10 protein-coding genes are annotated in these 12,717 nt (G+C 61.3%); 2 read left to right on the forward strand and 8 right to left on the reverse strand.

Features of this window, described 5'->3' with window-relative positions; genetic code table 11:
• The 8 genes from MAMT_RS04610 to gatC all read right to left on the reverse strand — a co-directional run.
• A partial coding sequence (locus MAMT_RS04610; protein WP_142659840.1) for a hydrogenase large subunit occupies positions 1–1,570 on the reverse strand: 1,570 nt, incomplete at its 3' end.
• Positions 1,571–1,584: 14 nt separating this feature from the next.
• Positions 1,585–3,036 (reverse strand): hydrogenase 4 subunit F, encoded by a 1,452-nt coding sequence (locus tag MAMT_RS04615; protein WP_142659841.1) that lies wholly within the window; start codon positions 3,034–3,036, stop codon positions 1,585–1,587.
• Positions 3,033–3,695: a hydrogenase-4 component E gene (locus tag MAMT_RS04620; protein WP_142659842.1), complete on the reverse strand. Its 663-nt coding sequence runs from the start codon at positions 3,693–3,695 to the stop codon at positions 3,033–3,035. Before MAMT_RS04620 ends, MAMT_RS04615 begins: the two co-directional genes overlap by 4 nt.
• Positions 3,696–3,711: 16 nt before the next feature.
• Complete coding sequence (locus tag MAMT_RS04625; RefSeq protein WP_142659843.1) at positions 3,712–4,668, reverse strand: respiratory chain complex I subunit 1 family protein; 957 nt, start codon at positions 4,666–4,668, stop codon at positions 3,712–3,714.
• The gene (gene hyfB / locus MAMT_RS04630; protein WP_178086915.1) at positions 4,659–6,671 is read right to left on the reverse strand and encodes a hydrogenase 4 subunit B; all 2,013 of its coding nucleotides are present in this window, start codon (positions 6,669–6,671) and stop codon (positions 4,659–4,661) included. Before hyfB ends, MAMT_RS04625 begins: the two co-directional genes overlap by 10 nt.
• A gap of 196 nt (positions 6,672–6,867) precedes the next feature.
• A complete protein-coding gene (gene gatB, locus MAMT_RS04635) occupies positions 6,868–8,322 on the reverse strand; it encodes an Asp-tRNA(Asn)/Glu-tRNA(Gln) amidotransferase subunit GatB (protein ID WP_142659845.1) in 1,455 nt (484 codons plus the stop codon).
• 10 nt (positions 8,323–8,332) lie between these two features.
• Positions 8,333–9,781, reverse strand: coding sequence for an Asp-tRNA(Asn)/Glu-tRNA(Gln) amidotransferase subunit GatA (gatA, locus tag MAMT_RS04640; RefSeq protein ID WP_142659846.1), 1,449 nt, complete (start codon positions 9,779–9,781; stop codon positions 8,333–8,335).
• Entirely contained in the window at positions 9,778–10,101 is a 324-nt protein-coding gene (gatC, locus tag MAMT_RS04645; protein ID WP_246186527.1) for an Asp-tRNA(Asn)/Glu-tRNA(Gln) amidotransferase subunit GatC, read from the reverse strand. Before gatC ends, gatA begins: the two co-directional genes overlap by 4 nt.
• Before the next feature lie 84 nt (positions 10,102–10,185).
• Here gatC and proS point away from each other — a divergent pair, with 84 nt between their 5' ends.
• Together proS and MAMT_RS04655 are read left to right on the forward strand one after the other, a co-directional pair.
• Entirely contained in the window at positions 10,186–11,700 is a 1,515-nt protein-coding gene (proS, locus tag MAMT_RS04650; protein ID WP_142659847.1) for a proline--tRNA ligase, read from the forward strand.
• A gap of 75 nt (positions 11,701–11,775) precedes the next feature.
• The gene (locus MAMT_RS04655; protein WP_178086916.1) at positions 11,776–12,645 is read left to right on the forward strand and encodes a class I SAM-dependent methyltransferase; all 870 of its coding nucleotides are present in this window, start codon (positions 11,776–11,778) and stop codon (positions 12,643–12,645) included.
• The last annotated feature ends 72 nt before the right edge of the window (positions 12,646–12,717 follow it).

Below are 12,717 nucleotides of genomic sequence, written 5' to 3' on the forward strand. Positions count from 1 at the left end.
CGGCATACGAGCAGTTGAAGGATTTATTGCAGAGCGGGAAGTCGGCGATGATGTTGCCGTAAACCGCCGCTTCCAGCAGGGGCCATTGAAACCAGGAGGGATCACGGAAATGACAACGTTCGACGCGGGCCCGCTCGTCGAGCCGGACCCAGGCGAAGAGATCCCCACGAAAGCCTTCTACGAGCGCAACCCCTTCGCCGGGAGCGACTCGCTTCTGCGGCAAGGGCTTGGAGGCGGGTCCTTCGGGAAGGCCGTCGATGATCTGTCCGATGAGGTCGAGACTCTGCTCGACTTCGCGGATCCGAATGGAAATCCGAGCGTCGACGTCTCCCTCTTCCCGGACGGGAACGGAAAAGCGCAAGCTCGAGTAGGGAGGATAGACGAGATGACAACGCGCATCGAAGAGTCGTCCGGAGGCCCGCCCGATTACCCCTCCGCTGGCGTATTGGCTTGCCAGAGCCCGAGAAAGCACTCCGGTGCCGACCACTCGATCTTGGAGCGAGGGAGTGGTCTCGTAGACCTGCAGGATCCCAGGAAGGGAGGCGGTAATCTCTTCGGAGAGCTCGCGGAGCTTCCGGAGCGCCTCTCCCGACGGCACGGTGCGCATACCGCCCGGAATGATCTGGTCCATCATGAGCCGATGGCCAAAACAGAGATCGGCGGCACGCAGGATCTTCTCCCGAAGAACGGTACAAAAGGCATTCATTCGCGCAAAAGCCGCATCGTTACAGATTGCTCCGATGTCCCCGAGATGATTGGCTACCCGTTCGGTCTCGACACAGAGAGCGCGAAGCCAATGAGCCAAGAGCGGGGCTTCGACGTCGAGGGCCGCTTCCACGGCTTGAGCGAAGGCGGAGGAGTAGGCGGCCGTCGTGTCGCCCGAGATGCGCGCTGCCAACGCGGCTGCCTGCTCTATATCCGCGCCTCGGAGCAGTCCTTCCACGCCCCGATGGACGTAGCCAAGCCTCTCTTCTAGACGGACGACGGTTTCTCCGGCTGCCGTGAAGCGAAAGTGGCCCGGCTCGATGATGCCCGCATGGACCGGGCCGACAGGGACTTGATGGAGCTCCTCCCCTTCCGTGGGAAGAAAAGGATAGGGGGTCGGCCCGCTCGAGGGAGAGGCGTTCCCTAAGGGGAAGCGGCTTTCCCAGGCCCCGTGATCGAGCCAGGGCCTCGCATCGGGACTCTCCTCGGCCACGAGTCCAAAGAGATCGTGGATGGTCCTCTCCAGGCGCAAAGCGGGAGGGTGCAGCCGACCGACCGAGGGGAAACGTCCTTCCGGACAGGGTAGGGTCATCACCCCCGCTGTCCCAGAGGCGGCATCCCAAAAGGAGAGGTGAACGCAATTCGGCTCACCCCAAAGGGCAAGAAGGGAATCGCCTCCGGCAGCGAGTGTTTCGACGGTCATTCGCCAGATCGAGGGATCGACGACTGCCCGAGGCCAAGGCCGATGGCGCTCGGCGAGTCTGCCTCGCCGCAGGAGTTCGGGAAGCGATGGGTGGGGACCCGACGATGACCCGGAAGAACCTTGGGAAGCGCCAGGAAGCCCTGTTGGAGAAGAATTGGACATGAATGCGAGGGGAACTACCGGAGCAGTTGCGCCGTTTGACGAAACCAGCCGACCACGGCATGGGGAAGAAAAATTCCGGCGGTCACGACGGCAAGGATATGGATCAGAAACGGCAGCGGGATCACGTGGATCGGTTCTTGGCGCCCGGTGGGCTTGCCGAAAGCCATGCCGGAGACGCGGAGCACGAGCCCCGAGAAGGCAACGAGAAGGCCGAGAAGAAAGAGGAGGATGATCCAGGGATGGCGGGAAAAACCGCTGCTGACGATCAGGAATTCGCTCAGGAAGATGCCGAAAGGAGGCATGCCGATGATCGCCAGGGTTCCAGCAAGGAGTCCCCATCCGAGAAAAGGGTGGCTTTCGGTGAGACCCCGGATATCCGCGATCTTCTGCGAGCCCTTGGCTTGGGAAATGTGACCGACCATGAAAAAGATCCCGGACTTGGTAAGGCTATGGAGGGCCATGTGGAGCAGACCGGCAAAGTTGGCCAGAGGATTCCCCAGCCCAAAGGCAAAGGTGATGATGCCCATATGCTCGATCGACGAATAGCCGAAGAGCCTCTTGATATCACGGCGGCGGTAGAGCATGAACGCCGCAAAGAGAACCGTGGCCAAGCCCATGGTGATCAGGATCGGTCCAGGGGAGAGGACATGGGGATTGCCTGCAAGGAGCATCTTGAATCGAATCACGGAGTAGAGTGCTACGTTGAGCAGCAGTCCCGAAAGGACTGCGGAAATCGGAGTCGGGCCTTCCGCGTGGGCGTCGGGCAGCCACGCGTGAAGCGGAAAGAGGCCCACCTTGGTTCCATAACCCAAGAGCACGAAGAGAAAGGCGAGACTGAGCAGCGGCGGATCGAGTGTCGCCGCATGAGTGAAAAGGGAACTCCAACGCATCGCCTCCGCTCCTTCTCCGACCGTCTGGCGGGCCGCCACGTAGGTCAGTGTCGTTCCGAAAAGCGCTAAGGCGATCGCCACGCTGCTCAGCATCATATACTTCCAGGATGCTTCGATTGCTTCGGCAGTTCGGTAGATCCCCACCATCAGAACGGTGGTGAGGGTGGCCGTCTCCACCGAAGCCCAGAGGACCCCGATATTGTTGGCAAGGAGAGCAAGCGTCATCCCGAAGAGAAGGAACTGATACATGGCGTGGTAAAAGCGGAGGAGTCGCGGAGTGAGCCGGCCGATCTCGACTTCGTGCTGGATATATCCCGCGCTGAATAGGCTCGTGGTAAAGCCGACGAAGGCGTTGAGGACCAGGAAAACAATGTTGAGATCGTCGACCATGAGATAGCGACCCGGCTCTGCCCTTGGGACCGCAAGGAGGGAAAGAGAGAGGCAGAACGAGAGGAAGCACGCCAGAACGTTGATGCGTGCCGCGAGCCGCCAGTCCCGGAGGAACGCCAGGAACAGGGCAGAGGCGGCGGGGATCACGAGCAACCAGAGCGTCGGATCGAAGGGAAAATGGTTCATCGTCTTTCTCCGCGAAATCGGTCGACGACCAGGATGTCGACCGTGTCAAATCGCTCCCGGATTCGGAAAAGGAAGATGCCGATGACGATAAAAGCGATCAGCACCGCAAACGCGACGCTGATTTCCACGACCAGCGGCATTCCTTTGGCGCCTGCGGCGGCGAGCATCAGTCCGTTTTCCAAGGACATGAAACCGATGACCTGGCTGATCGCATTGCGACGGGTGACGATCATCAGCATGCCCAGGAGAATCACCGCCAGGGCAAAGGCGAGGTCTTCCCGAGAAAAGCGGTCGCCTGCGGGAGTGGTCCGCAGCGTGACAACCAGCGAAAGCGCCACCAGAGAGATGCCCGCCAGCATGGTCGGTCCAATTCCGCCGACGGTTTCCAGAATCTGGTGAATCCGCAGTTGGGCGACGATGCGACGCAGTGCCACAGGGATCAGGATGGCTTTGAACACCAAGGCGATGGCTGCGGTGATGTAGAGGTGGGGAGCATCTTGCGCGAATGCCTGCCAGGCGACGGAAAGGGATAGAACCAGGGCATGAAGCGTGAACACATGCAGAAGAGCATAGACCCGGTCCTGGTAGAGCAGCATGAGGCTCGCCAGCACGAGGCTCCCGGAGAGCAGGTGGGCGACGTCAAAATAGAAGCTGTTCATGGAAGTAGGGATGGGTTCAGAGGCTGCTGGAAACGAAACGGAGGAGGGTGGCGAGCAGGCCAAGCATGAGTGCGGCTCCTAGAAAGTCGGGAACGCGAAAGAGGCGCATTTTGGCCAGCGTCGTCTCGAAAATACCCAACGTGACTCCCGCCGTCGCAAGCTTGAGGAGGTAGAAGAGTCCTCCGGCGAGATAGGAGGAGAAAGAGGCGCCCGGCGTAGCCAGGCCCCAGGGGAGGAAGATCGTGCCGATCAATGAGAAGTAGAGCAGCAGCTTGAGGGAGGCGGCTAATTCGAGGAGCGCCAGGTGACGGCCGGAGTGTTCGAGGATCATCGCCTCGTGCACCATGGTGAGTTCGAGATGGGTTGCGGGGTTGTCGATCGGCAATCGGCTGTTCTCGGCCAGTGCAATCAGGAGGAGAGCGGCAAACGAGAGGGCCATCGAGACACGAAGTCCGACGGAGGGAGAGAGGACGAAAGCCGTAATCGTGGAGAGTTCCGTAGAACCCGCAACTAGAGCCAACGTGAAGACGACCAGGAGCATGGCGGGCTCTGCCAGCGAAGCGATCATCACCTCCCGGCTCGCGCCGATGCCTCCGAAGCTCGTGCCGACATCCAGAGCCGAAAGAGCCAAGAAGAATCGAGCGCTGCCGATCAGGGCGATGATGGCGATGAGATCGGCCCAAGGACCGAACGGGAGACCCAAGCAGAAGGTGGGAACCAGGGCGGTCGCAAGCCAGGTGAAGGCAAAAATGAGGTAGGGGGCGATCCGGAAGAGCCAGGAAGCGTTGGGCGCCAGGACCGGACTCTTGCGGAAAAGACGCAGGAGATCCCGATAAGGCTGGACGATCGGAGGTCCTTGGCGGCCAAGCAGGCATGCCTTCACTTTGCGGACCAAGCCGGTGAGGCCTGGTGCCAAAACGAGGACCAGGATCATCTGAACGGCCTGGATCAGGGACGATTGAATTAGATCCATAGGCTCAGCAGAAGCAATAGGAAGACGAGAAGGAGAAAACCGAGGAGAAGATAGCGCCGGATGGTGAGGAACTGCATCGGGTTGAGCCGGTCCGCGAGAAACCAGACGAGCTTGATGATCGGCGCGTAGAGTCCCTGCCATGCCGGATCGTGAATCTTTACCGTGACTCGGGCAGGGCGCGCTTCTCCCGGCAGGGGCATGTCAACCGTTTCGCGGGCTCCGAAGACGCTGGAGGCATAGACTCGGCGGATCGGCTGGGCGAAGCTCGCGGTTGTATATTGGGTGACGGGGCTCGGATCCGGATACCCGCAATCCCAAGCGGCGGACCGTCGGATCGGGCGAAACCCGATCCAGCGCACAAGACCCGTCACGGCCAGACCGGTGAGAACAATCAGGATGAAAAGGAGGAAAGCGTCGTAGGAGCTCCGGTGTTGGGCGATCGGAACCATCGGAGTCCAGAATGGCTGACTCTGTTGCGGCATGGTCTGTCCGACCAACTCCTGGACCACCGGACCCAGGGCGTTGACGACGGAGCCCGGAAAGAGCCCGGCCAGCAGGCAGAGGAGAGCATTGAGAAAAAGGGCGGAGAGAGACCATCGGTCGGTCTCCTTTGCCTCGGCGGCATGGAGAGATCGGGGTCGTCCGAGAAAGCTCATTCCAAAGGCCTTGACGAAACAGGCCGCCGCCAGCGCCGCGGACAAGGCCAGGAGGGCTCCGACGGCGACGATCAGGAACTTGAGTGCCCACTGGGGAAGATTGGGGCTCACCAGAATCGCCTGGAAGGTGAGCCATTCCGAGGCAAAGCCGTTGAGGGGCGGCAGCGCGGAGATCGCGACAGAGCCGAGCAGGAATGCGATGGTCGTTCCGGGCATTCGATGGATGAGTCCTCCCATCTTCCCCATGTCGCGTTCCCCAGTGGCCGCGAGCACCGCGCCCGAGCCAAGGAAGAGAAGGCTCTTGAATAAGGAATGGTTGATCGTGTGGAAGAGGGCGGCGGTGAGCGAAAGAGCGGCGGCCCATGGAATCTGGTTTGTGGCAAAGGCCAGGGCAAGTCCGAGGCCGATGAAGATAATTCCGATGTTTTCCACCGTGTGATAAGCGAGCAGACGCTTAAGATCGTGCTGCATCAGAGCGTAGAGGACGCCCAAAACGGCGGTCACCCCTCCTAGGAAGAGCAGCAAGAGGCTGCTTTCCCAGGAATGGGGGCGAAGGAGGTCGAAGACGATTCGCACGAAGCCATAGACCGCTACCTTGGTCATCACTCCGCTCATCAGCGCCGAGACATGGCTCGGCGCGGCGGGATGGGCCTGCGGGAGCCAGACGTGGAGGGGGAAAAGCCCGGCCTTGGAACCAGCGCCGATCGTCGCCAACAGAAGCACGATCCCCGCCGTCCATGACGGAAACGCGGCCGAGCGCATCGCCGAAAACGCATAGCTTCCGGCGGAGTTCGCCAGCAATCCAAACGCCAGAAGCAGCGTGAAGCCCCCAAAAACGGCCATGATCAGATAGAGATGTCCCGCCTGGAGATTGGCCTCTTCGCGATGGTGGGAGACTACGAGCGCCCAAGAAGTGACCGACATGAGCTCCCAGGCAAAAAGGAAGACGTAGGCGTCGTCGGCGAGAATGACCCAGCTCATTCCCGTAAGGAAAAGGGGAAAAAAGGGAAGGATGCGTCCGGGTTCCGGCTCGTGGCGGCCATAACCGAGGGCGAAAAGGGAGGTCGAGACTCCTCCCCAACTCAGGATCGCCAAAAAAAGGGAGGAGAGTGCATCCATGCGGAAATGCGCACCGAGCCACGGTAGCCCCACAGGAAGGGTTACCGCCGGAGTGACGCCGGAAAGGAAAAGGAGCTGCGCCAGGCTGGAAGCTAAGGAGATCAAGCTGACGGCGAAGGTGCCGGCATAGACGAGCGTGCTCCGGCCGGAAAACGAGCGCATCGCCAAGCTAGCGATCCCCAGCAGGAGGAGCGCTGCCGAGCAGCCGAGCGCGATCACCAGGGTCATCGGTTGGGAACCTTGCCCGAGAAGGGAAGCATGCGTCCTGCGCCGAAACCGAACGGGAAGATGACGGAGCGGGTCCTTTCCAGCACGGCCATTGCTTCGGCCGAAGAACAAACCTTCAAGGCTATGCTTGTACGTAAGCCGCTAGCGAAGCACAAGGCAAAACCGCAGCCGGTCAACCGCCCGCGGCGTCTTTCGGTCAGGGCTCGCGGAGCAGAGATTCCAAGAGTTCATGGATTCTCTGCGGGTTGGCCTGCCCGCGGGTCTTTTTCATCACGAATCCTTTGAGCGCGTTGATGGCGGCCGACTTGCCGCCCTTGAAGTCGGCAACGCTCTTTGGATTGGCGGAGATCGCCTCTCGACAGAAGGCCTCCAGAACTTGGGAGTCCGAAATCTGGGTCAGGCCCCGCTCCTTTGCAATCTCCTTCGGCGGCCGAGGCGTCTGGATCAGAATCGCCAGCACCTCTCGTGTCTGCCGGGAGTTGAGTGTTCCCTCGGATTGGAGGTCCGCCAACTCGCCGAGGTACTCCGCGGGAACCGGGACTTGTCCTGGGTCTTCCTGACGGAGAGCCAGATAGTCGTTGAGGACGAGATTGGCCAAGGGGAGCGGATGGCGGGTCGAGCGGGCTGCCTCTTCAAAATATTCGGCCAGAGGAGGGTCCGAGGCGAGGACGCTCGCCTGGTATTCCGAGAGTCCATAGGTCTGGCAGAGGCGGCCCTTCTTCGTTTCGGGAAGCTCCGGCATGCGCCGCTCGGCTTCGGTGCGGAGGCGACCTTCGGTGCGGATCGGAAGCAGGTCGGGGTCGGGAAAATAACGGTAGTCATGGGCCTGCTCCTTGGTGCGCATGGGAATCGTCTCCCCGCGCGCATCATCCCAGCGCAGCGTCTGCTGCACCACCGTCCCTCCGGAGGAAACGAGGTGGATCTGGGTCTGGATCTCATGTTTGAGTGCCCGCCGGACCGCGCTGATACTGTTGAGGTTCTTGATCTCCCGCTTGGTGCCGAACGCTTCGGTTCCCACCGGCCGGACGCTGATGTTGACGTCGCAGCGGAGCTGCCCCTTTTCCATGTCGACGTCGCTCACCTTCCCGTAACGCAGGATTTCTCGAATCGTCGTGAGCAGGGCGAAAGCTTCTTCCGGCGTGGTCAAATCGGCTTCCGTCACGATCTCCATGAGCGGAGTTCCGGCTCGGTTGAAGTCGATTCCGCTGCAGTTCTCCAGGTGGAACGACTTCCCCACGTCCTCCTCCAAGTGGATCCGCACGAGCCGAACTCTCTTGCCCGCGAGAGCCTGCTCCTCTTTTTGCGCGTCCTTGGGGAAAGCGAGCACCGGGAGGTTGACTCCCCCTTCCAGGCAGAGCGGCTGATCGTACTGAGAGATCTGATAGTTCTTCGGCATGTCCGGGTAGAAGTAGTTTTTCCGGTCGAACTTGGCGCGCGCGCGGATCGACGATCCCATCATGAGTCCGGTGAGGATCGTCTTGATGACCGCTTCCTCGTTGGGAACCGGGAGGGCACCGGGAAGACCCAGGCAGACCGGGCAGACATGGCTGTTCGGCTCGGCGCCGAACTCGTTCCGGCATCCGCAAAAGAGCTTGGTCTCCGTCTTCAGTTGGACGTGGACCTCAAGACCGATGACCGCTTCGTACGTCATGAGCGCATCCTTATCCCTGTCCCAAAGAGGGCCGGCGGGTGTGCCAGTTGGTGCTCTGCTCGTAAGCATATCCCACCTGGAGAACCGTCTCTTCCTTCCACATCGGACCGATGATTTGAAGCCCGATGGGCAAGCCAGACTGGGTAAATCCGCAGGGCACCGAGATCGCGCAGAGGCCCGCCAGGTTGACCGCGATGGTGAAGATGTCCGCCAGATACATTTGGAGCGGATCCTCGGTTCGTTCGCCCAGGCGGAAGGCCGGCATGGGAGAAGTCGGGGTCACGATCGCCTGGCAATCGCGAAACGCGGTGAGGAAGTCCTCTCGGATCCGCATCCGCACCTTTTGCGCCCGAAGATAGTAGGCATCGTAGTAACCGGAGCTGAGCGAATAGGTGCCCAGGAGGATCCGGCGTTTCACCTCTCGGCCGAAGCCTTCGTCGCGAGTTCGTCCGTAGGTCTCCAGAAGGTCGTCGCAGCCAGGGGCGCGTCTTCCGTAGCGCATGCCGTCGAAGCGAGCCAGGTTGGCCGAGGCTTCCGCGGTGGCGACGAGGTAGTAGGTGGCGATCGAGTAGGAGGTGTGGGGGAGGGAGATTTCGCGGAGGGTCGCCCCTAGTCCTTCGAGGTGGGCGATCGCCTTTTGCATCGCGGCCTCCACCTCCGGATCTATCCCGCTCACGAAGTATTCCTTGGGAACGCCGAGCGTCATCCCTCGGATCTCCTCTCCGAGCTTGGCGGAAAATGAGGGCGCCGGCTCCGGTTCGCAGGTATTGTCCCGAGAATCCTCCCCTGCGATGATCTCCAGGAGCAGGGCCGCGTCGGCAACCGTCTTGGTGAGCGGCCCGATCTGGTCGAGGCTTGAAGCGAAGGCGGTCAGGCCGTAGCGGGAGACTCGTCCGTAGGTCGGCTTCAGGCCAACACAGCCGCAGAAGGCGGCGGGCTGACGGATCGATCCCCCGGTGTCGCTGCCCAGGGCGGCGATCGCTTCGTGAGCCGCCACGGCGGCAGCCGAGCCTCCGCTACTCCCCCCCGGCACGCGCGAAAGATCCCAAGGGTTGCGGGTCACGCCCCACGCGGAATTCTCGGTGGAGGAGCCCATGGCGAACTCGTCCATGTTCGTTCGACCCAAAAGGATGGCCCCGGCCCCGCGCAGCCGCTCGATGACGGTCGCATCGTAGGGAGCGATATACCCTTCGAGCAGGCGGGAAGAGCAGGTGCAGGGCTCGCCGCGAACGCTGATGAGATCTTTTACGGCGATGGGAACCCCCCCCAAGGGCAGGGAGACGTCGGCCTTCTCGGCGGCTTCGAGGGCGCGCTCCGGGTGGAGGTAATTATATGCCTTGATCCTGGAATCGACCGAGGAGATGCGATCGAGGAGGGACTCGACCAGTTCCTTTGGATGGACCTCTTTCGCAAGGAGCTGCTTGCGCAGCTCCTGGATCGTGGAGAAGGCGAAGCTCACTCGAGAATCCGGGGGACGAGGAAGAGGCCGCTCCCTCGTTGCGGCGCGTTTTCCAGCGCCTCGTTCGTGGAAAGCTCGGGGAGCGCCCGATCCGGCCGCAACCGATTTTGAAATCCTTTCTCCTCGCCGACAAGGACGACATCCTGGACATCGACCTCCTCCAACTTCTTCACATAGGCGAGCACCTGCTCCAGTTGGTTGCCGAAGGTTTCGATCTCTTCCGGGGAGAGCCGAAGGCGCGCGAGACCGGCAACATAAGCAACATCGATCGCGACGGTAGGCACGGAATATCCATAGCGGAATGCGTCGGTTTCTGGCAAGAAGGGGAAAGCGCTCTTCTCCATTGCGCTTGTTCTCAAGGAAAGGAATCCATTAGGAAGAGGGCGAAGGAGACAACGGTTCAGATGACAGAACGGCCAGCCATTTCCCCGACCCGGCAGGAGGATTTTCCCGAGTGGTACCAGCAGGTCATCGCTGCGGCGGACTTAGCGGAGAACTCCGAGGTTCGCGGCTGCATGATCATCAAGCCCTGGGGATATGCAATCTGGGAGAGAATGCAGCGGGAGCTTGATCGGAGAATCAAGGCAGCCGGCCATCGCAATGCCTACTTCCCTCTCTTCATTCCCTTGAGCTTTCTGGAAAAGGAGGCCGAGCACGTCGAGGGCTTCGCCAAGGAATGCGCAGTGGTGACCCATCACCGGTTGGAGGCATCGGAGGGGCGCCTCGTCCCGGGAGCGCCGCTCGCGGAGCCGCTGGTCGTCCGCCCGACGTCGGAGACGATCATCGGCGCGGCTTTCGCGCGCTGGATTCAATCGTATCGAGATCTCCCCTTGCGGATCAACCAGTGGGCCAACGTGGTGCGTTGGGAGCTGCGGCCCAGGCTTTTTCTGCGGACCAGCGAGTTCCTGTGGCAGGAGGGGCACACCGCGCACCAGACCGCCGAGGAAGCCGAGGCGGAGGCGCTCCGCATGCTGCGGCTCTACGAAGGATTCCTGCAGGAGATGCTCGCGTTGCCGGCCGTCGCAGGGGAGAAGACGCCTCGCGAGCGTTTTCCCGGGGCCGTGCGAACCTTGACTCTGGAGGTTCTCGTCCAGGATCGCAAAGCGATCCAAGCGGGCACCTCACATTTTTTGGGGCAGAATTTCGCTCGCGCCAACGGGATTTGCTTTCTTTCCCCGGAGGGCCGGCAGGAGCATGCCTGGACGACGAGTTGGGGAGTAAGCACCCGGCTGGTGGGTACCCTGATCATGGCCCACTCCGACGACAATGGATTGGCCCTTCCCCCGCGCGTCGCACCCACGCAGATCGTGCTCCTTCCGCTGATTCGGCGAGAGGAGGAGAGGGCGGCGGTCGAGGAAGCCTGCGCGCGCCTGGTTGCCGAACTGGAGGAGAAAAGTTATGCCGGGGAGCCGCTTCGCGTCGAGATCGACGTCCGTCCGCTTCCCGGGGGGTCCAAAAACTGGGAGTGGGTGAAAAAGGGGGTTCCGCTTCGTATTGAGATCGGCCCACGGGAGGTTGCTGGGGGAACGCTTTCGGTCGGTCGGCGGGATCGCTCTCCTCGGGAACGCCTTTCCCTGTCGGTGCGGCAGTTCGTGGAAGGGGCGGAGCAAATTTTAGCCGAGATCCAGAACGGATTCTGGGAGCGGGCGGATGCCTTTCGGAAGGCCCATACCCGGCGGATCGAATCTCGCGAGGAGTTTGTCGAGTTCTTTACCCCGAGAGATCCGGAAAAGCCCGAGATTCACGGAGGGTTCGCCGAACTCCCGTGGGCGGGGGATGCCGCGCTGGAAGAAAAGATCCAGGAAGAGCAGAGGGTCACGATTCGTTGCATTCCTCTCGATCAGGCGTCGGAGAGAGGCATCTGTCCTTTCACCGGAAAGCCTGGGAGTCACTGGGCCCTTTTGGGAAAGGCGTATTAAAAATAGCCGAGCCGGTTTTCCCCGGGGGAAACGGCCGAGAAGCGGCTTTATGTCATGCGATGCCAAGGTCCTTCCATGAACCTTCTCCCCGCGCTGCTTTCGCTTGTGTGCTTCGCAGCCGGCCTGAGTTCCCTCGGAGCCGCTCCCGCGGTTCCTCCTCCCAGGGAGTCCGAGGAACTCGCCGCCCGATACGAGGCGGTGAGCACGCCGCAATTTATCCAAGGGCAGAAGCTCATCTCGCTTCTCTCGATCGAACCCGGTGATTCCGTCTTGGATCTCGGTTGTGGAACCGGGAGGCTCGCGCAGCATGTGGCAAACCTCGTGGGTCCGCAGGGGAAGGTGCTGGGCATCGATCCTTCCTTTCAGCGGATCGCGATCGCGAAGCGAAGAGAGGCGGCTGGCCTCTCGTTCGAGGTCGCCGGCTCCGACAACCTCTCCGCCTTCGCAAGCAGCTCTTTCGACCGGGTCTACCTGAATTACGTTTTCCACTGGATCGACAAGAAGGAGGAAACCCTCCGACAGATCTATCGGATCCTGAAACCGGGGGGGAGGATCGGAATCAGCACCGGGAGTAAGAATCAGCCATCCCGCGTGCGGAAGCTGATCCGGGCTTCGATTCGAGAAGTGCTGGGGGAGGTGCCTCCGGATCTCTTTGTGTCGCCTTTTCAGATGAGTCAGAAGGAACTCCGGACTTTGGCCGAGCAGGCGGGATTCCGGAACGTCGATTGCCAGGTCTTCCCCTTTGCGGATTATGCAAAAGACCCGGAGGAAGTGATCGCGTTTCTTTCAGCCAGCAGTTCGGGAAGGTTTCTTTCCGGAGTGGGGGACGAGCGTCGAGAGCGGATCCTCTCCGTACTCAAACACAAGCTCAGCAAGCTCCAGACGGAGCGAGGGATCGAGATGGATCACCCGGCGCTGCTGCTTGTCGGAGAGAAGCCGAGGTAGCGAGGCCGGCGTCTGGGCGGCTTAGTAAAACAGACCGGGATATCCTTCGGGCACCCGGCCTGTAACCGGGTG

Origin of the sequence: Methylacidimicrobium tartarophylax, from assembly GCF_902143375.2 — a bacterium.
Taxonomy (GTDB): domain Bacteria; phylum Verrucomicrobiota; class Verrucomicrobiia; order Methylacidiphilales; family Methylacidiphilaceae; genus Methylacidimicrobium; species Methylacidimicrobium tartarophylax.